At 51.2% G+C, this 22,370-nt stretch carries 19 protein-coding genes, 1 riboswitch and 1 other annotated feature; of the genes, 10 read left to right on the top strand and 9 right to left on the bottom strand.

The window, feature by feature from the left end; translation table 11 throughout:
• The first annotated feature begins 39 nt into the window (after positions 1–39).
• The 6 genes from resA (at position 40) to glpK (ending at position 7,363) form a co-directional block, all read left to right on the top strand.
• Entirely contained in the window at positions 40–564 is a 525-nt protein-coding gene (gene resA / locus PRIO_RS22290; RefSeq protein ID WP_020427518.1) for a thiol-disulfide oxidoreductase ResA, read from the top strand.
• Between the two features lie 14 nt (positions 565–578).
• Complete coding sequence (gene resB / locus PRIO_RS22285) at positions 579–2,249, top strand: cytochrome c biogenesis protein ResB (protein ID WP_046507289.1); 1,671 nt, start codon at positions 579–581, stop codon at positions 2,247–2,249.
• Positions 2,246–3,508: a cytochrome c biogenesis protein CcsA gene (ccsA, locus tag PRIO_RS22280; protein WP_020427516.1), complete on the top strand. Its 1,263-nt coding sequence runs from the start codon at positions 2,246–2,248 to the stop codon at positions 3,506–3,508. The genes resB and ccsA overlap by 4 nt, the downstream gene beginning before the upstream one ends.
• Before the next feature lie 76 nt (positions 3,509–3,584).
• Positions 3,585–4,301: a response regulator transcription factor gene (locus PRIO_RS22275; RefSeq protein ID WP_020427515.1), complete on the top strand. Its 717-nt coding sequence runs from the start codon at positions 3,585–3,587 to the stop codon at positions 4,299–4,301.
• Positions 4,302–5,741 (top strand): HAMP domain-containing sensor histidine kinase, encoded by a 1,440-nt coding sequence (locus PRIO_RS22270; RefSeq protein WP_020427514.1) that lies wholly within the window; start codon positions 4,302–4,304, stop codon positions 5,739–5,741.
• Between the two features lie 128 nt (positions 5,742–5,869).
• Complete coding sequence (glpK, locus tag PRIO_RS22265; protein ID WP_020427513.1) at positions 5,870–7,363, top strand: glycerol kinase GlpK; 1,494 nt, start codon at positions 5,870–5,872, stop codon at positions 7,361–7,363.
• Positions 7,364–7,625: 262 nt separating this feature from the next.
• Here glpK and PRIO_RS22260 read toward each other — a convergent pair whose 3' ends face one another.
• The 6 genes from PRIO_RS22260 to PRIO_RS22235 all read right to left on the bottom strand — a co-directional run bounded on the left by PRIO_RS22260 (position 7,626) and on the right by PRIO_RS22235 (position 14,422).
• Entirely contained in the window at positions 7,626–8,618 is a 993-nt protein-coding gene (locus PRIO_RS22260) for a 3-oxoacyl-[acyl-carrier-protein] synthase III C-terminal domain-containing protein (RefSeq protein WP_020427512.1), read from the bottom strand.
• 98 nt (positions 8,619–8,716) lie between these two features.
• Positions 8,717–9,067 carry a hypothetical protein gene (locus PRIO_RS22255; RefSeq protein ID WP_039787125.1) on the bottom strand — a complete coding sequence of 117 codons (351 nt, stop codon included), beginning with the start codon at positions 9,065–9,067 and terminating at the stop codon, positions 8,717–8,719.
• A gap of 181 nt (positions 9,068–9,248) precedes the next feature.
• Positions 9,249–9,617, bottom strand: coding sequence for a carboxymuconolactone decarboxylase family protein (locus PRIO_RS22250; protein WP_020427510.1), 369 nt, complete (start codon positions 9,615–9,617; stop codon positions 9,249–9,251).
• 72 nt (positions 9,618–9,689) lie between these two features.
• Positions 9,690–11,324, bottom strand: coding sequence for a thiamine pyrophosphate-binding protein (locus PRIO_RS22245; protein WP_020427509.1), 1,635 nt, complete (start codon positions 11,322–11,324; stop codon positions 9,690–9,692).
• 126 nt (positions 11,325–11,450) lie between these two features.
• Positions 11,451–11,544, bottom strand: a riboswitch (cyclic di-GMP riboswitch).
• A gap of 499 nt (positions 11,545–12,043) precedes the next feature.
• Entirely contained in the window at positions 12,044–13,294 is a 1,251-nt protein-coding gene (locus PRIO_RS22240) for a methyl-accepting chemotaxis protein (protein WP_020427508.1), read from the bottom strand.
• 132 nt (positions 13,295–13,426) lie between these two features.
• A complete protein-coding gene (locus PRIO_RS22235) occupies positions 13,427–14,422 on the bottom strand; it encodes a helix-turn-helix transcriptional regulator (RefSeq protein ID WP_020427507.1) in 996 nt (331 codons plus the stop codon).
• 149 nt (positions 14,423–14,571) lie between these two features.
• Between PRIO_RS22235 and PRIO_RS22230 the strand changes: the two genes are divergently transcribed.
• A complete protein-coding gene (locus tag PRIO_RS22230) occupies positions 14,572–15,420 on the top strand; it encodes an SDR family NAD(P)-dependent oxidoreductase (protein WP_020427506.1) in 849 nt (282 codons plus the stop codon).
• Positions 15,421–15,619: 199 nt separating this feature from the next.
• On the opposite strand, the gene serA is transcribed toward PRIO_RS22230, so the two are convergent.
• The gene (gene serA, locus PRIO_RS22225) at positions 15,620–17,212 is read right to left on the bottom strand and encodes a phosphoglycerate dehydrogenase (RefSeq protein WP_020427505.1); all 1,593 of its coding nucleotides are present in this window, start codon (positions 17,210–17,212) and stop codon (positions 15,620–15,622) included.
• 238 nt (positions 17,213–17,450) lie between these two features.
• Positions 17,451–17,679: a binding site (T-box leader), on the bottom strand.
• A 184-nt stretch (positions 17,680–17,863) separates the two neighbouring features.
• Positions 17,864–18,769 (bottom strand): hypothetical protein, encoded by a 906-nt coding sequence (locus PRIO_RS22220; RefSeq protein ID WP_020427504.1) that lies wholly within the window; start codon positions 18,767–18,769, stop codon positions 17,864–17,866.
• Positions 18,770–18,834: 65 nt separating this feature from the next.
• Here PRIO_RS22220 and PRIO_RS22215 point away from each other — a divergent pair, with 65 nt between their 5' ends.
• The 3 genes from PRIO_RS22215 to PRIO_RS22205 are packed head-to-tail and all read left to right on the top strand — an operon-like array spanning position 18,835 to position 20,632.
• Entirely contained in the window at positions 18,835–19,428 is a 594-nt protein-coding gene (locus PRIO_RS22215; protein ID WP_020427503.1) for a CPBP family intramembrane glutamic endopeptidase, read from the top strand.
• A complete protein-coding gene (locus PRIO_RS22210; RefSeq protein ID WP_020427502.1) occupies positions 19,425–19,802 on the top strand; it encodes a hypothetical protein in 378 nt (125 codons plus the stop codon). Before PRIO_RS22215 ends, PRIO_RS22210 begins: the two co-directional genes overlap by 4 nt.
• Positions 19,796–20,632: a metallophosphoesterase gene (locus PRIO_RS22205; protein ID WP_020427501.1), complete on the top strand. Its 837-nt coding sequence runs from the start codon at positions 19,796–19,798 to the stop codon at positions 20,630–20,632. The genes PRIO_RS22210 and PRIO_RS22205 overlap by 7 nt, the downstream gene beginning before the upstream one ends.
• 733 nt (positions 20,633–21,365) lie before the next feature.
• On the opposite strand, the gene PRIO_RS22200 is transcribed toward PRIO_RS22205, so the two are convergent.
• On the bottom strand, positions 21,366–22,334 hold the full coding sequence (locus tag PRIO_RS22200; protein WP_020430063.1) for a polysaccharide deacetylase family protein: 969 nt from the start codon (positions 22,332–22,334) through the stop codon (positions 21,366–21,368).
• Positions 22,335–22,370: the final 36 nt, after the last annotated feature.

The following is a 22,370-nucleotide window of genomic DNA, read 5'->3' as shown; positions in this document are numbered from 1 at the left end:
CTAAAGTAATGAGTTGCGTCACAGAAGGGGGCCTGGCATGTGGGCAAAGCGAGAAAGCCGGTTCAAATCATCATTCTGTTCGTGATTATTTTGCTCGGGGGTTATGCAATCAGTTCCTCGGTGTTCGGAGGGGACGGAAAACCCAGGGAAGGCGGTAAAGCCCCTTCCTTTGAGCTGCTTGGATTAGACGGTCTGACCCATACGCTTGACGAATACAAGGGGAAGTCTGTTGTGCTTAATTTTTGGGGTTCCTGGTGCGCCCCTTGCGTCAAAGAGATGCCTGCTCTGCAGGCCCAGTGGGAGAAGTGGAAGGAGCAGGGCGTAGTGGTTGTCGGCATAAATGTCGGCGAGGACCAGATGACCGTGGAGAATTTTGTCAAGCAAGTCGATATTAATTTTCCGGTTGTCATGGATACCGGCCGCGATGCTGTCCGCAGCTACGGCGTGTCACCGCTTCCAACCACTTTCTTCATTAATACCAAAGGCAGGGTGGACAGCATCCATATCGGACAGCTGGATCTCAGCACGCTTGATGATCAGATCAGGAAGCTGGTGGAGCCGTGAAGGAGCGTACGCCACTGATCAGCAATACCAAATGTGAATGCGGCCACCAGAACCCGGTAGGCACGGTCCTCTGCGAAGCCTGCGGCAAGCCGCTGGACAGGGACGAGCAGCTCTCTTCGGCAAACCTCGAAATGCGGTATGACGGTGTTGCCCGCCGTTCACAGCGGGTGAATCCCGGGGTGATCGACCTGGTGTGGAACTTTTTTTCCTCGGTCAAGATCGCCATTTACCTGATTGTCCTGACACTGCTCGGTTCCATGCTGGGAACGATATTTCCCCAGGAGAGCACATTTCTCAATATTGATGCATCTACCTATTATCCAGAAAAGTACGGAACAGCCGGGGAGATTTATTATAAACTCGGCCTTTCGCACACCTACGAGTCCTGGTGGTTCGTGCTGCTGCTTGTGCTCATTGGAGCCTCGCTGGTGATCTGCAGCCTGGACCGTGTGCTGCCCCTTTACAAGGCGCTCACCCGTCAGAAGATCCGGAAGCACCGCCAGTTCCTGACCCGCCAAAAGGTGGCGCTGGTCGCTGAGCTGAAGGAGGAACCGGAAGCCTGGGTTGCACGTATGGTGGAGCCGCTGCAGAAGAAAGGCTACCGTGTCCGTACCGACGGAGGCGCACTGCTGGCCGAGAAGCACCGCTTTAGCCGCTGGGGCCCCTATGTCATACATATTGGCCTGATTATTTTTTTGCTGGCTGTGCTGGCCCGGGGGCTGCCCGGTCTGAACATGGATCAGCATCTTGCGTTTCCGCAGGGTGACACGGTCCGGATTCCGGATACTACCTACTATCTAAAAAACGAGAAGTTTACCGTGGAGTTCTATACAGAGGAGGAAATGCCCAAGGAATTCCGCGGGACCAAGATCCTTCCCAAACTGTACGAAACCAAGGCAGTTCTCTATGAATGCACGGCGGATTGCACCGATCCCTCCAAGGAACCGCAGCTGGCCGAGGTGGCCAGGCATAATATTCAGGTGAATTCGCCGCTCAGCTACAACGGATTGAAAGCGTATCAGTTTGATTATGACCTCACCCCGGTGCTGCGCTCAGTGCAGCCGGAACTCATTAATGCGAAGAGTGGCGAGGTATACGGCAAGTTCAAGCTGGATATGAACAATCCGAAGCGGACGTTTCAGGCAGGCCCTTATACGCTGTCACTGAAAGAAAAATATATGGACTTCGGTTTGAACGAAGAGGGGCAGCCAGTGTCCAAATCTCCTTACCCTAACGCTCCAGCCTTCCTGTTTCTGATCACAGGGCCGGGTCTGCCGGCCGGAGGGCAGCAGTATTTTTATTTTCCGAAGCAGGTTGACAAGGAAAAGTTCCAGATGACAGCCATCAATGACAAGCTTGGCGGCAGCGGGCGGTTCCTGGAGCTTGAGGTGGGTGACATGAGTGATGTGGATTTCTCGGAATCCACGACGTATCTGAACATTCGTGTGGACCGCGCGATGCCTTTTGTCTGGATCGGGGCAGGTATTGTCATGCTTGGACTGATTCTCGGGTTCTACTGGCAGCACAGGCGCATATGGCTGGCAGCCAATCATGGCGAGCTGGTACTCGGAGGCCATACGAACAAGAACTGGTTCGGCTTCCGCCGCGAGATTGTTTCGATTCTGGCGAAGACAGATTTGACAGTGGATGAAAAATCTCTGGACAACGGGGGAGGCCTGGCATGAGCTTGCTCGATTTCAGCAGTGACGTCTTTATAGCCGCATTTTTTTTGTACAGCGGGTCGTTCATGTTGTTCACGATTGCTATAATGGGCCGCAAATGGTCCGGAAGGAAGCCGGAGGAGCATACCGCCCGCTGGGGCAGGATCGCTTTTATCGTCTCCTCTTTGGGCCTGATCTGCCACCTTGCTTATTTCATCACCCGCTGGGCAGGCTCAGGGCATATTCCAGTGAGCAATATGTATGAGTTCATGACGTTTTTATCCATGATGGTCATGGTGGCTTTTACCGTGATCTTCTCGATTTACCGCAAAATCATTCTCGGTGTCTTCGCGGTGCCGATCTCGATTATTATCATGGCTTATGCGGCGGTATTCCCGCAAGAGGTGCAGCCGCTGATTCCTTCACTGAAATCCATTTATCTGAATATCCATGTCACGCTGGCCGCGCTGGGCGAATCCTTCTTCGCGGTTGGCTTTGCGGCCGGACTGATGTATCTGCTGCGCACTGTGAACTTCGCCGGCAAGGAGAAGAATGACCGCAAGCAGCAGCGCCTGGTCGAATTTACTCTGTTCTCAATCATTGTTATAATTGGGTTTCTTGGATCAGTATTTGCTTTTCGCGGCGCAGGGTACGAAACGGTTTTCGTCAGATCCAATGTAACGATTGACAGCCCTGGGCAGGGAGATAGTACAATAGAGAAAGTGAGCTACAAAATGCCGCCTATTGTGGCACCTTACCATAGCGAAATTGAGAGCTTCCAGTCGTTTCTTGGAATGAAAAAGCCGCTTTTTGAAGCGCCTTCTTGGATGAATGGCGTGAACGCCGGTCGAAAATTCAACACGGTTCTCTGGTCACTGATTTCCGGTCTGCTTTTATACGGAATTCTGCGTCTGGCTGTCCGCAAACCGCTGGGCAGAGCGATTCATCCCGTACTGGATGGAATTGATGAGAATGACCTTGATGAAATTACGTACAGGGCGATTGCCATCGGCTTCCCGATTTTTACTTTGGGGGCTTTGATTTTTGCAATGATATGGGCACAGGTGGCCTGGGGCCGGTTTTGGGGATGGGACCCCAAGGAAGTCTGGGCTCTGGTCACTTGGCTGTTTTACAGTGCCTACCTGCATTTACGTCTGGCACGCGGCTGGCAGGGACGCAAGTCCGCTTGGCTCGCCGTACTCGGCTTTCTGGTCGTAATGTTTACCCTGGTTGGCGTTAATCTGGTCATCGCCGGACTTCATTCCTATGCAGGAACGGATTGAGTTTGCGTGTGTGCCGAAGCGGCAATGAAGAGTAGGGGTAACGTTGTACTGTAATTGATGAAGGGGTTGTTGTGAAATGGCAGAGCATTTGAACAGAATACTGGTGGTGGATGACGAGGAGCGCATTCGCCGCCTGCTGAAGATGTATCTTGAAAAAGAAGGCTACGAAATTGACGAAGCAGAAGACGGAGAAATCGCTCTGCGCAAAGCAACGGCCAATGATTACGGCTTGATTCTGCTGGATGTGATGCTGCCGGGAATCGATGGCATTGAAGTGCTGACCCGGCTCAGAGGTGTCAAATCGACGCCGGTTCTGATGCTGACAGCCAAAGGCGAGGAGATCAACCGGGTGCAGGGCTTCGAGATGGGGGCGGATGACTACGTGGTCAAACCCTTCAGCCCGCGCGAAGTGATCTACCGGGTGAAGGCGATTATGCGCCGTTCCTCCGCGACAGCCTTTTTGTCCAAAGAGAGCAACTCCAGCAATAATATCGTGTTTCCGCACCTTATCATTGAACATGATGCACACCGCGTAACTGCAGGGGGCCAGGAAGTCAGCCTGACTCCAAAAGAGTACGAGCTGCTGCATTATTTGGCTATTTCCCCGGATAAGGTGTTCTCGCGCGAAGAGCTGTTGAAGGATGTGTGGAACTATGAGTTCTTCGGGGATTTGCGCACCGTGGATACACATGTCAAGCGGCTTCGCGAGAAGCTCAACAAAGTATCACCGGAATCGGCAGCGATGATCACCACAGTCTGGGGAGTAGGCTATAAGTTAGAGGTGCCTAAATAAGTGATATTCTGGAGAAGTCTTGTCGGCAAGCTGTGGATCACGATTATTTGTCTGGTTGCTGTCGTGCTGATCACAGTGGGGCTTTTACTGCTGCCCTATATCGACAGCAACTTCGCCAATTCCGGGGCGATTAAACGTTTGTTTATGTATGCCTGTATGCTGGGATTTTCCTTGACGACGTTCTTTGCCTTGTTCTTGTTCACCAAGATTACCCAGCCGATGCAGCAGGTGATTGAAGCGGCGGACAATATCCGCCGGGGGGAATACGGGACGAGACTGACGCTGGTTACCAGTGACGAGATCGGCCTGCTGGCCACTTCCTTTAATCATATGGCAGAAGAGCTGGAAGAAAACATCCGCAGCCTGAACCACGAGAAGGGCCATCTGTCCAGTGTATTGCGCAGCATGAGCGATGCGGTCCTCACCTTTGACATTATCGGGAAGATCATCTTGACCAACCCGCATGGTCAGGCTCTGCTGGAGAGATGGAACGATCTGGACTGGGAGCTGGAGAATGAATCCGAGCTGTACCCGCAAGGGGCGAGTGACAGTGAGGTACCGCCCCCTTTGCGCCCATTGTTCTTCAGCACACTCCGTGAGGGAGGGGATCAGCGCTCTCAAGTGCATGTCCGCCAAGGAGTCTGGTCGGTTCATATGGCTCCGCTGTATTCAGAAGATACCATTCGCGGAGTGGTAGCTGTACTGCGTGATGTTACCGAAGAGGTCAAGCTGGAGAAAATGCGCCGGGACTTCGTGGCCAACGTCTCGCATGAGATCCGCACGCCGCTGTCGATGATGCAGGGCTACAGCGAGGCGCTGCTGGATGGAATGGCCTCCTCGCCCGAAGAGAGCAGCGAGCTGGTTCAGGTTATCCATGACGAGTCGCTGCGGATGGGACGGCTGGTAAAGGATCTGCTGGATCTGGCCCGCATGGAAGCCGGACATACCGATATGATGAAGGTGCCGGTGGATATGGGGGAACTGCTGGAGCGCGTCTACCGCAAATTCTCCGTCCGGGCCAAGGAGCGGGGGCTTCAGCTTGAGCTGAAGTCCGGCAGTGACACACTGCTGCTCAAAGCCGCTGACGAGGATAAGCTGGAGCAGGTGCTGACCAATCTGCTGGACAATGCGTTTCGGCATACGCCTGCGGACAAATGCATTACGATTCTGACGTCCACTGCCGTTCTGGAGGGCCGCCGTTACCTGGAGATCGCCATCCGTGATGAAGGGGTAGGCATTCCTCCCGAGGATCTTCCTTTTATCTTCGAGCGCTTCTACAAAGCAGACAAGGCCCGCGTGCGCGGAGAGTCCGGGGGGACCGGACTTGGGCTGGCGATTGTCAAAAATATCGTCGAGGCCCATCACGGTACAATCACTGCTTCCAGCAGGCTGGGGGAAGGCACCGAGTTTCTTCTGCGGCTTCCTGTCGAAAAACAGTAATGCCAAGACAATGTATGACAGCGCCTCTGAATGCAGAGGTGCTTTTTGTTGAAATCACCACATAAATCTTGTTCATCGTGGAACATACCGCCAGGTTTATCAAGCCAGTTCTAGGAGGGCACATATAGATGATTCTAGCATTAGACCAAGGCACTACCAGCTCACGGGCGATCTTGTTCGACCAGGAGGCCGGTATGGTCTCGCAGGGGCAATATGAGATCAGACAATCCTTTCCCCGCCCCGGCTGGGTAGAACATGATCCGGATGAGATCTGGGAAACTCAGCTCGCAGCGGCCAGAGCGGCTATCAGCGAGAGCGGGAAGCCCGCTGCGGAGATATCGGCCATTGGTATTACCAACCAGCGGGAAACCGCGCTGGTGTGGGATAAGGCCACCGGGAAGCCGATTTATCCGGCAATAGTCTGGCAGGACCGCCGTACAGCCGAACAGTGCGAGCAACTGAAGGGGCGCGGGCTTGCGGATACCATTGCCGCCAAGACCGGCCTTGTAGTGGATGCCTACTTCTCGGCAACCAAGCTGGCCTGGATTCTGGATCATGTGCCTGGAGCGCGGGCGCGTGCGGAACAAGGCGAGCTGCTGGGGGGAACCATCGACGCCTGGCTGATCTGGAAGCTTACCGGAGGCGCTGTGCACGCTACGGATGTTACGAATGCTTCACGGACCATGCTGTATAATCTCCATGAGCGGAGATGGGATGAGGAGCTGCTGGAAGAGCTGAGCATTCCGCGTGCGATTCTGCCGGAAGTCCGGATGTCCGGCGGAGATTTTGGAGCTGCCGGGAGTGAATGGTTCGGGGTGGAGATTCCGATTCGCTCCGTACTGGGAGACCAGCAGGCTGCTTTATTCGGGCATACCTGCCTGGAGGCCGGAAGTGCCAAAAATACATACGGCACCGGCTGCTTTATCCTCATGAATACCGGGACTGAAGCCGTAGCCTCCAGCCATGGGCTGCTGACCACGGTGGCCTGGGGCATGGGCGATGAATTATATTATGCGCTCGAAGGCAGCGTGTTCGTAGCGGGAGCCGCAGTCCAATGGCTTCATGAAGGGCTGGGCGTGATTGAAGGTCCGGCAGATTCGGAGGAAAAGGCCGGGGAGGTGGAGGACAGTGAAGGCGTTGTGGTGGTACCCGCTTTTACAGGACTTGGAGCCCCTTACTGGGATATGTATGCCCGCGGAGCCGTGTTCGGCCTGACCCGCGGTACGACGGCAGGCCATCTGGTGCGGGCGACTCTGGAGTCCCTGGCGTTCCAGTCCAGGGATGTCATCGGCGCCATGGAAAAAGACGCCGGAATGCCGCTGACCGGACTGCGGGTCGATGGCGGCGCAGTGCGCAACGATCTGCTGATGCAGTTTCAGGCGGATATTCTGGGCAGCGAGGTGACGCGTACCATGTACGCAGAGACGACAGCGCTGGGGGCTGCCCTGCTCGCTGGCCTAACGTCCGGGATCTGGAACAGGGAGCAGCTGGAGAGCTTCAATAAGGCAGAGAAGATATTCGCTCCGTCTATGGAGGCTGAGGAGCGTGAGCGCCGTTACCATGCCTGGCAGGACGCTGTATCGCGCACCATGGGCTGGGAGAAGCATGAAGGGCGCGTATAAAGGTTTTTGACAGACATAATGAGCTAACAGCAAAGCGGTCCGTAGGCAGATCATCTGCCTACGGACCGCTTTGTTGATCAAGTTGAATTTTAAAAGGGACAGAAGTGCGGAGGGGAAGTTTGGAACTGGAGGAGCGAATGCGTCCGCCTTTGTCTGCGGATTTCAACCGCGAAAAGCGGTATAAATTGAAGAAATCTGCAGACAACAGCGACCGGAAGTCCAAACATTCCTCGTAGTTACGACCAGACCCTTATGAATAAAACTAGTATTCCATTACAAACGCTACATTCTGCCAGCCCGCGCCAACGGTCCAGAACAGGACCTTATCGCCGCGTTCAATTTTTCCTGTAGTTACTGCTCTATGAAGGGCCACAAAAGGGCTGCTTGTAGAAGTATAGCCGAATTCATCACCGATGTAGACAGCGACGTCGTCGCCGATCCCTGTTTTGCCGGAAACGGCGCGGATATTAGGCAGGGACAGCTGCGAGAAGCAAGCGGCTTTGATCGATTCAGGGTCAATGCCATTATTGCTAAGCAATGTATTGATCGATTCAGAGGCAGCATCCACACATATCGAATCATCAAAAGGAATGAACTTCACATTGAACTCTCCGGCGGCTACACCATTTCTTCCGAGGTTAGCCAAGCCTTCAGCGGGGAACATCGAGTTGCCATAGACACAAGTGTCGGTCTGATAGATGGAATCGATGAAGCCTACGGAATGTTCATCCCTTTCCAGAATAAGAGCTGCTGCAGCGTCGCCGAAGTTGGCGTAGTAGACAGGATCATTTTTGTCGGCATGCGGAGCCACGTGATCGGAGCCGATGACCAGCGCACGGCGGATTCTCGGATTGGCCATCATCTGACGGCTTACCTGCTCTACCGAGGCGGTCATGCCTGCACAGTTCGCGTTGCTGTCAATGCAAATGGCATGGGACGGGCCGCCGATCAAACGGTGGATCATGAGAGAGTTGGTCGGGAAAATATATTCAGGAGTTTGGCTGGCATATGCAATCAGGTCAATGTCGGCACCGGTAAGTCCCGTCTTGTCCAGCACATTGCTGGCTGCTTCAAAAGCCATAGTCAGAGAGTTTTCTTCGCTGCTGTCGATGCTATACCGGCTTTCACGGCCCAATGCAGCCAGAAGTCCACGGATATCAATACCCTTTTCGTCAAAATGCTGTATGAAAAAATCGTTGCCAATCTTTTTGCTTGGATGATAGATATCAATATCCTTAATTCGTATCCCGGCCATGGTTAATCCCCCTAAAAGTATTATGTGCGCTTCTTCACAGCCATAGAGTTGTACAAAACCCGCTTCTCCTGCAGATTTGTGATCCGCCGGACAATAACTTAAACCTGAGCAGTCGAAGTAATCTCCAGATTTTCAAGTCCCGCTTTGCGGCCCAGACGGGCAAGCTGCATTTTGAGGATCGGGTTATTTTCAAGAGTCAGGCTTACTTTTTCGAAGCCATCCGCTTTGAACATGACGAAGCATCCTTCCAGCAATGGCACGACATCAGGAGCAGTCACGTTCAGTTTTCTGCAGTCTATCTGCAGCGCATATTCTGAAGGGGTAATCGGGTTGACGGTTTGCTGATAGGCTTGGATCGACTTGAGGCCGTCTTCATTGGAGAAGGTCCCTTCTAGCTCGATATTAATGATTTTTTTTTCGGAATCGGTTTTCAAAATAAATTTACCCATGTGCTCATCTCTCCCAAAATTGAATGTGTTTCAGTATTGAATCTATCCGGCAACCTTAGAATTTTATGCCTTAATTCGACATTTTAAGCTTAGTTTTGGGATAAATTCCCTTCCATATAATCATATATTTATCTAATATGCAAGAATAAAGTCGAATTGTGTACAAAAAAGTCGAAAAAAGTTATTCGATTTCCTCCAGTGTGGCAAGCAGCACATTAAAAGCTGAAATGACTCTGGGCGCACCGACAACGGGCACCAGATGCAGCAAAATACCTTTGATCTGATCCACAGTCATTCCGACGCTGAGCGCCATCACATAATGGACTCCGAGCTGCTCGAACTGTCCCATGGTAATCAGGGATGAAATAACGGCAATTTCCTTCCAATCCGAACCAATCGTTGTGCGCTGAAAAATGTCACCATAGGCGTTGCCCATGATATACTCGGCCAGCTCCGGAAAATGCTCCTTGATTGGAGCCAGAGCTTTGGCACCGTAATTGCCAGACAGGTTGGAAAAGTGCCTGAGACCGCTGTTAATCGTATTTTCCACAGAGATGCCTCCTGAATAGTAATGAGCGGCAAGGAGCAATCATGAGTGGAGAGTCCTTGCCGCTGTTGATTCTTAGTTGAGATTCAAGGTGCGATGGGCCGTCGGAGGCACTTCAGTACGGTCAGTCAGCAATTCAATTACAGCCACGCGGTTAGAGGCTACTGCAGCATGGATAGCAGATGTGAATTGTTCCAGAGTCTCGCATCTGTAGCCTGTGGCCCCCAAGGATTCAGCAAACTTCACGGCATCCATTGGAACTTCGAAGATCGTGCCGTCGATTCTGCCTGTTGTTTTTTCCATGCCTTTTAACGCCATGTCGAGCTGCATATTGTTCACGACGATAAAAATCACCGGGATGTCCTTGCACACGGCCGTATTTATTTCTGTGCCAAGCATCATGAAGCAGCCGTCACCGGTAATGCATAAAATTGTTTCTTCCGGTGAAGCCACTTTAGCGCCGATAGCCATCCCGATGGAATTGCCCATGCAGGCAAAATAGGCATCAAAAACAACGCTGCCGGGCTTTTTGACCTTGTACCATTTCGCGGCATTGAAGCCATGGCTGCCATCATCAACAAAAATGGTGTTGTTGTACGGGATCAGGTCGCTTAATGCGTCCATGACCGAAGCAAGCGAAAGCTTGGGCAGAACCGGCAACTCTTCCGCATAATGAACATCGGTTTCTGTTTCGTGCTTTTTAATAGCAGCCGAATCAAAATTCTGAAGATAGAACGCAAGATTGTCGCGTAAGTCCCCGCTTACAGCGATTGTCTCTGAGGTTAATATTTTTCCGACAAAGGTAGGGTCGACGTCAAATTGGATCAATGTCTTCGGATGATTCTCTGCCTTAAGATTGCAGATGGTCATATCGCTGAGACGAGAGCCAAGCACGATGAACACATCACTGCGGTTTAACAAATCCTCGCCATGCTTGCAGCCGCCGACACCAATGGGGCCGTGATACAGCGGGTGATCCCAGGCGATGGCACCCTTGCCGCCGGGAGAGGTGACCACCGGAATATTGAAGGTTTCAGCCAGTTGAAGAAGCTCCTCGTGCGCGCCGGAACGATTGACCCCTTTGCCCGCAATGATCAGAGGATGGCTTGATTCATTAATGGCAGAAAGTACGCGTTCCAAATTACCGGCACTGACCAGATGTTCGCGCTCAGGGATAACAATCCGGCATTCTTCCAGCACTTCGGTCTGCACATCAAACGGGATACAGAGATGAACCGGTCCCCGTTGTCCGCTCAAGGCAATGGAGATAGCATGATTGAAAATCGTGCCGAAATGATCGCCGCGTTCCACCAGCTTGCTGTAAAGGGTCGCGGGTCTGAACATGTCCGCCAGATCGGCCAGATAAGCCGAAGAATCCTGGCACTGGGGAATTCCCAGTTCCTTGATGGATTGATGGCCTGTTATAAAAAGTACGGGAAGATTGTTCGCCTTCGCATGTGCTGCGGCGGTGAGAAGATTGGTACCCCCCGGTCCGGAGGTCCCAAAAGCCACTCCGAGTTTACCTGTTTTGAGAGCATAGCCGGCGGCTTCGAACCCGGAACTGGATTCGTGTCTCCCCGGAATAAATTCAATGCCGTAATCCACCATTTTCAGGACTACGGGACAAATAGACTTGCCGATTATGCCAAAGGAATGTGTTACACCGAGGTTTCGTAGTGCCTCAGCCATATAATCTGAAACTGTTTTCAAAGGAAATCCACCCCACCCAATGTTTTTTTTATTTATTCAGCAAAATAGAAAACCTGTACTCATGAGAGCACAGGTTGGCTGCGTAAATAACCATAGAGAACGCAGGAAAACCCGGACGTTCGGCTGTTCAGCAACCTGGCTGTCATGGTCCCATAGAAATGAGACTGTAGATCCATGGCTTTGCGTCATTCCCTTTCGGTGAATTTTGCCAATATGTGTTAAAGAAAATAATACCTTTTTTTATTTTACAATATATTTCTAACTCAGCTTTTGTCAATATATTTGTGCTGATAACCTCGTATTTTGGCGAATCCTGCCTGATCGTATCCATGTGAAAAACAGTATAATTTTGTATATATATAAGAATGAATGAGAAAAAAGAGCTAATGAAAAAAAGTCCAAAAATGCAAACTGTGAAGAAATATTGAAATAATCTAAAAATGAGGATTTTGAACTATAAATTCACTTGCAGAAGGGTTGGTCAGCCATAATAATGGAACGCATTGTAAAATTCACTATGTAAAAAGGACCACTGAATAAAGAGCGGTTCATCTGCAAATATTTGCATTCCAAAAAAGGAAGCAGGCAAAAGGAGAGAAGTGCAAAAGAATGGAGGGGCTCTTCTAATGCAAAAAAACTGTAACTGATGAATATAACAGCGAAAATTTTGTGAATAAAAAAACTGCCGCAGGAAGGATACGGCAGTCTCCACGTAACAGTTAAAATTTGAAAATATGAATCGTTTTTTGCAGTTGGAACACCGCTTGGGTCATTTTTTCAGTCTCCTCGGCAACGGATTGCAAGGCATGGATTTGCTCGTTCATCGCTGCGGAGACCTCTTCCGTTCCCGCCGCCGTTTCTTCGGTAATTGCGGAAATATTTTCGATGGCGCCGGAGATTTTGAGTGCGCTCTCCAGCATGAGGTCGCTTTCGGCAGAGAAAGAAGCAATTTGCTCGGTTATGTATTGGACGCTTTGCACAATCTGTGCGAAAATATTCGCCGTTTCGATGATCATCTCATTCTGTACCTGAACGACTTCCTCGTTAATGGCGATATTCTCAATCGCTTGCTTGATATCGTTCTCTATGCTGCGCACCAGACTGAACACCTCTTTAGTGGAGGCGGTAGATTCCTCGGCCAGCTTGCGTACTTCCTGGGCCACGACAGCAAAACCACGGCCATGTTCACCGGCCCGGGCTGCTTCAATAGAGGCGTTGAGCGACAAGAGGTTGGTCTGCTCGGCGATTTCTGTGATCGTTTTGGTGATCATGGTAATCCCCCGGGCATTTTGGGAGAGTGCTTCAATCGTGTCGGCCACCTTCTGGGTGGCTTGTATATTCTTGCGCATGCCTTCGGCTTGTGTATCCACCGATTGCCGTCCTTTTTCAACCAGTTCCAATGTATGTACAGACCGTCTGTTCATTTCCTTGGTCGAGCTCGTATAGTTGGAGACCTTGGTCTCTATGTCTTTGATGGATTCGGTCATGTCGGCAATGTCCACGGAGATTTCATTTGCGCCAAGAGCCAGTTCATTGGACGAAGAGGCGACCTGGGCCATTACGATCTTCAGATTCTGGTTCTTGTCTTCAATGCCGCGGCTGGCATCCATAACCTGGCGGGTAATCTGCGAAGCATCGGTAAGGATCTTTTTCAGCTTATCGATCATGGTATTGAAGGACCGGCTGATATCCCCCATAGAGCCGTTCTCGTCGGCCCGGTTGGTAAAGTCGCCTTTTGCAATGGTGTGTGTAACATTAGAAATGTCGTCAAACGAAGATGTAAGCGTTCTCTCAATGAAGCGTGAAAGAGGGAAGGTAAGAGCTGCCAATACCGCTACCAGTATAATTCCGATAACAATCTTGCCCATGATCAATAAAGTGATCAGTACAGGAACTGCAAATAATGCGGCGATCAGATAACAACCGGCAACAATTCTCTGTTTTAGCGGAAGCTTGTTCATCCAGTCCATAATAACTATTCCCCCTAATAAATATGTTGAGTATTGTAATATTATAGGCGATTTCAGGACGTTAGGTCTATTGTAAGAATTGACATAAATTATTACGGGAAACGGCTATCTTTTCCTGGGCGGACCAAGTGCCTATTCTTGCTGCGGTTGGGAATTTCCCGGAAGGGAACGCCTTACCCTGCGGCCCAGCAGAACTGTTTTTAAGGCAGCCTTATATACTCTGGCACGCAATTCCTCCGGTTCCCCGACGATCACATTAGGACCTAAGGACAACATCACCCGGCAAGCTGCTTCTATGGTGTTGAACTCTGCTTCAACCTTTAGCCACGCAGAACCTGGAGAATCCTCCATGGATAGCACTGTAACATAACGTTCCTGGCTTAATACTGGCAGGGAAGAAGACTGCAATGAAAATTTGGCCTTATAGCTGGGGAGGGCTGATTTGAAGGATACTTTGGATGACTCCCAATAGCTTGTAAGCTCAAAATCGTCAGGCCGGGTATAAGCTTCATCTATCTTTTGACAGGCAATGATTCTTGAGACCCGGTAGGTTCTGAATTGCCCGTCATGCTCCCCGATAACATACCAGACCCCCTGTTTAGCCACCAAACCCAGCAGTCCGATCTTTCTGTTCTTTACTTCCCCGTTGCGGAGATAGGAGATATTTACCTTCCGGTCTTCCCAGAGAGCTGTCTGCAATTCGGAGAGAAAGGGGAAACTCTCTTTGGAGGGAACCCATCCTTCACTGTCTATATGAATGCGCTGGTTAAAATAGTTGGCTGAAGGGAATGTATTCGCAGTGGCAGCAGCCTCCAGCTTGCGTGTGGCGAGCGTGTAATCCTCATGAATACCAAGATCCTGTAAAATGGACGGATCGGCTGAGAGCTGCAGTGCGCCTATTTCTTTGGGCTTCATGCCGGTAAGCGAGGTCCTGTAGCCTTCTGTGAGCATCCAGCCTCCTTCCCGGCCTCTTTCAGCCAATACGGGGATTCCGGAGGCGCTCAGCGCCTCCATATCACGAAATATCGTTCGTTCAGACACCTCCAGGGTGCCGGCAAGCTCACGGGAGGTGACTTTGCCGCGGTTCTGCAGCAGAAGCAGGATAGATAATAAACGGTCGGCTCTCATAACGTCCTCCTCACAGGGGTACCTTAATTTCAATCTTTTTCAGTTTATCATATTTATATGTCAATTGATGTCATATATAGAGTTTATGATAACTATAGCAAACACAAGAACACATAAAACCAGGATCAAGAATCATGAGGGGAGCGGTAATGATGACTAATTTGCAAGGGAAAGTGGCACTGGTTACCGGAGGAAGCCGGGGAGCCGGCCGGGGAATCGCTTTGGAGCTGGCAAAAGCGGGAGCGTACGTGTACATTACAGGCAGAAGCAGGGGGCTTTCGCAAGAGGACCGGCGTAAAGGAACCATTGACAGTGTGCTGGACGAGATCAGGGCGGCTGGAGGAGAAGGGGAAGCGGTCCGCTGCGACCATACCCGGGATAGTGAGACAGAAGCCGTCATCGGGCGGATATCGTCAGAGCAGGGCAGGCTGGATATCCTGGTCAACAATGTGTGGGGCGGCAACGAGCGGTCCATCGCGAGCAAACCCTTCTGGGAGCTGCCTACAGACCATTGGAGCCATATGTTCGATGCGGGAGTGAGGGCGCAGCTTATGACGAATTATTACGCCGTTCCGCTGATGCGCAGCAACCGGGAAGGCGGTGGAATCATTATTCATACAACGTATTGGGACCACTACAAATATATTGACAACTTTTATTATGACTTGGCCAAAAATGCGCTGGTACGCATGGCTTTTGGATTGTCTGTAGAGCTTGCGGCAGACAAAATAGCCGTGATCCCGCTTTCGCCCGGCTGGATGCGGACCGAACTGGTTCTGGAGAGCCTGAATACAGATGAAGAGCACTGGCAGGACGTGGCAGAGCTGCAGACCAGTGAGTCCACAGCCTATATCGGCCGGGCCGTGGTCCGGCTGGCTGCTGACCCGGAGGTATTGGCCATGACGGGAATCCCGCAGCAGGTAGGCAGCCTTGCGGAAAAATACGGCTTCACTGATGTAGATGGACGGCTTGTCCCGGTATTTAAAGTACCGGAATAAACAAGTGGAAACGGCTTCGCCGTCCTTTTACAGGACGGTACCGTTTCAGCGAGAAATATAAGGAACATTTATTGGGTGAAGCATATAAATTCTTATATTTTAAAAACCGCTCTTTTGAAATGGTGCCGGAAGGCTTCCATTTTCGAAAGAGCGGTTTTTTTGCTAACTTGCCAGAGCTATAGATGGAGTGAAATGGCTTCTACAGCAGAACAATCTCTTCGGCAGTGTTGATTTCCGGCAGGCCGGCGAGCTTCACCAGCACCTGCTGAGGCACCGCTTTATCCACGGTCAAAAGCATGATGGCTGCACCGCCGACAATTTTGCGTCCCACCTGCATCGAAGCGATGTTAACATCGTTCTGTCCCAGCAGCGTGCCGACGAGACCGATAATCCCCGGCTTGTCGTTGTGGGAGATCACAATCTGATGGCCTTCCGGAGCGATATCGACCGGGAATTTATTGACCTGAACAATGCGTTCCCCGTAACCCTGGAGCAATGTTCCGGCAACCAGACGCTCTTCATCCGGCTCGGCTTTCAGTGTAACCGTGATAAGATTGGTGAAGCCTTTGGTTTTGGAGGCTTTTGTCACGACAACATTGACATCGCGCGTTTTGGCCAGATGCATGGAGTTGACGATGTTGACATCGCCGCCGAAATGGCGGGTGAACACGCCTTTCACGATATAGCGGGTTAGCGGCTGTGTATCCACATCCGAAAGGTCCCCGGCATATTCAACATGAATTTCACGGATAGCGCCGCCGGTCAGCTGTGAAGCAAAACTGCCAAGCTTTTCTCCCAGCGTGAAATACGGCTGTAGCTTGTTCATAACGCTTGGTGCAACCGGAGGAATGTTAACAGCGTTGATGAACGGCTCGTTGCGCAGAATATGCAGCACCTGCTCCGATACATCGATCGCTACATTCTCCTGGGCTTCTACGGTCGAAGCGCCCAGATGCGGAGTCACGATAATTTTCGGATGGGAGAGGAACGGGTGATCCGCTTGAGGCGGCTCTTTTTCAAATACGTCGAACGCTGCTCCGGCAACGATGCCGCTGTCGATGGCTTCAACCAGCGCCATTTCGTCGATTACGCCGCCGCGGGCACAGTTGACGATGCGCATGCCTTTTTTCATGACCTCAAATTGCGGCCGGGAGATCATATGACGGGTTTCCGGGGTGAGCGGGGTATGCACAGTGATGAAATCCGCGCCGCGGACAATATCATCCACCGAAGCCAGCTTCACCTCAAGTTTTTCCGCACGGTCAGCGGTCAGGAACGGGTCATAGGCAAGAATGTTCATGCCGAAGGCTTTGGCCCGTTTGGCCACCTCGCTGCCGATACGGCCCATACCGAGTACGCCCAGTGTTTTGCCGCGAAGCTCTACGCCCAGGAATGTTTTTCTATCCCAGACACCGGAGATGGTTTTGGCATAGGCTTGAGGAATATGGCGGGCCAATGCCATCATCATGGCAAAAGCGTGCTCACAGGTCGTGATTGTATTTCCGTCAGGAGCGTTGATAACAACAACACCGTGCTGTGTGGCTGCTTCCAGCTTAATATTGTCGACGCCTACGCCGGCGCGGCCGATCACCTTCAGCTTAGTCCCCGCTGCAATAATCTTCTCCGTCACCGTAGTCTGGCTGCGGACGAGCAAGCCATCATATTCCCCGATGATAGCGGTAAGTTCGTCTTCACTGAGCCCGGTTTTTTTGTCTACAGTCACATCACTTGCGTCCATTAATTGCTGAATGCCCAAATCGCTGATCGGATCCGATACTAATACTTTAAACATGGTTTCTTGTCCTCCTTAAATTTGGAAAGCTATATATGCCCAAGGATGCCCTGAAGAGGCAGTCCACAGTACCAGAAGCAGAGAAAATGCATGAGAAATATGTCGGAATAACGGGGCAACGCGCTGTCGCATAAAAGAAAATACATGCAGCAGACCGGCAAACCCTGGGACATAGGCCTTATGGCCGTTCCCGGAATTTGGATAACAAAAAAACTCCCAACCCCATACTACTGCCGTAGTAAGGGACGAGAGTTGTCGTGGTACCACCCTAATTCACTGCAACTGTTGAAGTAGCAGCCTCATTGGCCTGCAAAGGCCACACTGGTAACGGAGATGATCCGATTGTGCCTACTGTAAGGTTCGACACAATATCTCAGGAGCGCTAAAGAGTTCTGTCCGCCACCGGTTTGCACCATCCACCGGCTCTCTGAAGACTTGCAGAATCTTTGTTCCATCATCGGTTTTGCTTGATTAATTTTTCATAATGTAACATGAGGGTGCCAGATGTGTCAATAGGCTTATTGCAGAGCCGCTGCCTTGAAGTGGACTTCATTTTTCGTTATGATGCAATAGCTGGTTCTAACTTGCAATTACAGTGTCTTCTTAATGAAATCTTACCGCCTGAGTGCCGCTTATGAGCGGCGTGGACAGCTACTCATAAAAAAACGGAAGCTGAGGTATCGTTTCTTTGCCATAATATTGTTCGCGCCACTTCATGAAATCCTGTTCCTGCACCGCTCCCGTGGAGATTAGAAGGGAAACGGAGGATTGAACGTCCTTAAGTTTCAGCGAGCTGGCCGTGCCGGAATAGATCATATCGTCAATTTTGGCCGTAATATCCTGCGGGTCATACGCTTCATAGATGGCTCGGTTCAGCATAATATCGGCGATGGATGCGTTTTTGAGCAGCAGGGGCATCTTTTTCCATTGCACGAAAGAGAGGGTTTTCAGCTCTCCGGCCTCGGCAGGAATTTTACTGCTGCTCTTGGCCCCCCATTTGAGCATGGAGTCATAGAAATTTTTCTGCGCCAGCAGGCCGAACTTGACCGCGTTGGCTGTGAAATTGTCGTTTCTTAGTATTTTTGCCGTTTCAGCCCCCGATGCACCTGCGGTTACCTTGCTGGAGGCCTGGGAGAACAAGGTCAGACTCTTCAGGATATTCAACTGGGATTCGTAAAGCAAAGGCGAACTTGTAAAAATGGAATCCTGTGTCACCTTGTCATACTGCTTGTCTGCCAGAATGCTGAGATTCTTCAGCGCTGCAGCATTTTCGCGCGCATCTGTGCTGCGGGCCAGGTTGTCCAGCCCATCGTTCCAACTGCGCTTGAATTCCCGGTAGGGCAAAAATACGTTATGATAGAAGGTAACAAGATCCTGCTGCTGATAGGAGCCGGAGAATTCCTCGACAGCTTCTTTATTATCGAGGTGTGCGTATTTAGCCTCTGTCTTGTCGGCCCCGACCTTCACTCCCGTAAAAAAAGCGGCGAATGCGGAAATCAGAAAAAACAGAAAACCTAGTGTGTATAACATTTGAGTGCGGGAGGTACGGCTGTTCATAATTAATGCTCCTTCGTCTAGGGAAATTATCTTATGTAAAAACAATATAGAACAGGCAGGTTACAATGAAAAAATTCAAATTTGGCGATATCAAGATCAAAAAAGCTGATCCCCAGCAGTTAACTGACAAGATCCTTTTACTTAATCTGTATATAACGCAGGGTCTTACTTTATTTATCGGCTTGATATGGATATTATTGCAGAAAAGAAATCCCATTCACATATTAAATTTTCCGGACAGCGCACAATTTGTGTATTGGGCCCTTGGGCTCGCTGCAATTATGCTGATTGTGGACTTCCTGCTGACACATATTGTTCCTGAAGACAGCATGGATGACGGAGGGATTAACGAGCTGTTATTCGGCAAAAGGCCTTTGTGGCATATTCTTGTCATTGCTGCCATTGTGTCCGTCTGCGAGGAGCTGTTGTTCCGGGGAGCAGTTCAACATACATTTGGACTTTATTGGACCAGCATATTGTTTGCCGTGATCCATGTCCGCTATCTGCGCCACTGGATTCCGACGGGGTGGGTGTTCCTCAGCAGCTACGGCCTGGGTTACATTTACATCCATTCAGGAACGCTTTGGGCACCGATTCTGTGCCATTTTATTATTGATGTGTTTTCGGGTCTAGTGATCCGTTACCGGAGGGCGTCATGAGCGAAGAACTCAGCCGGGTAAAGTCCCGCAAGAAACCGAACAAAACTGAACAACCCTCTGCGGCCAAAAGAAAAAATCGGTCGCGGGTTTCATCAGCATCCCAAACAGCCACTGAAACGCCCTTCGCGGGAACAGGTACCCTGTCGAGAAAAAGCCGTTATTCCACAGCACCGTCCAGGAAAGCGGCCAAACAGGATGAAATATCTGCGGACGGAGAAACAGCCACACCTTCCCGGACCGAAACCTACCCCTCCGAACGGCTGCGTTTCAGCAAAATGTTCATTAATTCATTAATAATTATTTTTATACTGCTGCTCGGCTTCCTGTTGTGGTGGGGACTCAACGGGGCGCCGGACCTGAATACCTTATGGTAGCCGTCTGGCTGCTGGGTATTGCGGGAATCTGCGTGCTGCTGCTGGTGTTATTTGGATCTCTGATGCTGGCGGCTGCCTTCAGGAACCATATTATTGCCGAGGAAATATTTCTCGAGGCTCTCCCCAAGGAATTTGACGGCTTCCGCATCCTGTTTATTTCAGACATTCACCGGCGTCGCCTCCCATTCAGGCGGCTGAGTCCGATGAAGGGGGAAATAGATGCCGTTTTCCTTGGAGGAGACCTGACGGAAAAGGGCGCTTCCATGAACCGCCTGTACGATAATATGACCTTGGCGGCAGCACTCGCACCTGCCTATGCTGTACATGGAAACCATGATTACCGGGCGAATATAACGCTTGTGGACAATATCATACGCGGCAGTGGAGTTAAGCTGCTGCAGGATGAGAGCATTACGATACAAAAAAACGGGAGCAGTCTGCTGCTTACCGGGGTGGATTTTCCGCGCACGGGAGGCAAGAGAGCATATAGGCCGCTTCCGCCGTTGTCCAGTGCAGAGGCCCCGTTCTGCCGGATCATTCTTGTCCATGACCCGCTCTGGCTGACCCAGCAATCCGAAGTTCCGGCTGACCTTGTACTTGCCGGCCATACCCATGGAGGCCAGGTGGTTTTGCCTTTTGTCGGCCACAGGCACGTAGATCCGTTCTACCGCCAGTATAACGCCGGCCACTATGTTATCCCAAGAAACGACGGCTCCGGCAAGAAAGCCGGATTGCTGATCAGCCGCGGTTTCGGCACCGCACATTTTCCGCTGCGCTGGGGGAGCCGCGCGGAAATGCACGTTCTGACGCTCCGCCGGGCTACAAAATGAAGCGGACAGAGAAGACATTATTTTACGAAAAAGCCGCGTTTTCCGGCTGGCTCGGACTCGGAATCCGTTATATCGTTTTATTCCAGCCTGAAATGAAGGGCAAGCGTTCTAATAACTGAAACTCTGTCCGATTGCATTACCCCAACGTCAAACGGCTGCGCTGTCCAGTGAAGGACAACGCAGCCGTTTGACGTTGTTGTATAGGGAACTATGTTTACTTCCGCATGTGGATAAAATTACAACGGCAGAAATACCGTTGTTGGAGCACCGAAGGCCGGTTTGCCCGGAAACAACGGCAGAAATACCGTTGTTGGAGCACCGAAGGCCAGCTTGCCCGGAAACAACGGCAGAAATACCGTTGTTGTGGCGTCGAAACGGCTTCTTCGCAGGTGCTAGTTGGAAAAAAGGAACTTATTTTTCCGGAAATTAAGAAATCCTGAGATTGAAGTGGAAAAAGTAAAACTAATTGGACCAAATTTCTTGTCCAGTGGCAAAATGAGCTGAATTAGTGTCCCTTTTTCCACTTAGAAATGTCGAGGATAGGGTGCTCCGGCAAATTAGTTAACCTTTTTCCACTTAAAAAGTTGCCGTAGGATTCATGGGGAATCGTTCTCCAGGTAACGCTAGAACCAAAGACAGCTGCGCTGTCCCGTGGAGGACGGCACAGCCGTTTTTATCCATTGCACTTGTAACAGGACTCCCAGCCGTTTGCAACTGCAAGTACTGCCGCAGCTTAGCGCATTTTGAGTTCGATGCTTCGGGGATCGGCAAAGCTGTAGCCCTTGCCTTCCAGAGTGGTCAGCAGCGTATCCAGCGCTTCTACGGTCCACGGAAGCTCATGCATCAGGATGTTGCTGCCGGAGTGCAGCTGATCCGTGACGTTGGTGATCAGCTTTGCTGTTTTGTTGGTGTCCTTCTCCTTCATTTCCCAGTCCAGAGAGCCGACCGACCAGGTCATATAGAGCAGGCCGTTCTCGGCAGCGATCTTCTTGCCAACATCTCCGCCTGCGCCATGGGGCGGACGGAAGAAGTGCGGAGCTTCACCGGTGATTTCCTTGACAATTTTCTGCACATCCTCAATCTGCTTCTTCACTTCAGCGTATGGCTTATCCTTCAGCACGATATGATCCCAGCTGTGGTTGCCGATAATCCCGCCGCGGTCTTTGATGAGCTTCAGCAGCTCGGGGTGTTCCTTCACCCGGTAGCCGTTTACGAAGAAAATCGCCTTGGCATGATGCTTATCGAGGGTATCGATCAGTGAATTGATCATATCCGCTTCCTTTGGTCCATCATCGAAGGTGAGCAGGACGACCTTTTTGTTAGTGCCTTCCGCATTGGGTACTATGTCGTAATTTTTGTTCATGTGGTAAAGCAGGGGAACTTCTGCGGCGGGGGTATCGCCAGCTGGCTGCTCACCCGACACCGCGCTGTTGTCTCCCGCCGGCTGCGGTGCTGAGCTTGAGGCGGCACCCGCTGCGCCCGCTGTGGCCGGTGCGGCTGATGGCTCCGCCACAGGGGCTGAGCTTGCTTCCGGGCTTGCGGCGGCCTGGGCCGATGGCTCCGGTGCTGCTTGCGCAGCAGACGCTGCAGGCTGCACTGTGGCTTCAGCTGCTGAATTCCCGCTGCTGCCGCCATTGCTGCAGGCTGACAGCAAAAGAGCGGACAGCAGCAGTATTGCTGTTGTTTTACCCACTTTTTTCATCTCGCTTTCTTGTTGTTAGGCTGTATGAGCGGCAAT

Origin of the sequence: Paenibacillus riograndensis SBR5, from assembly GCF_000981585.1 — a bacterium.
Lineage (GTDB): Bacteria > Bacillota > Bacilli > Paenibacillales > Paenibacillaceae > Paenibacillus_AQ > Paenibacillus_AQ riograndensis.
Note: the sequence above shows the minus strand (reverse complement) of the source record. Positions and strands in the feature narration are given on the sequence as shown.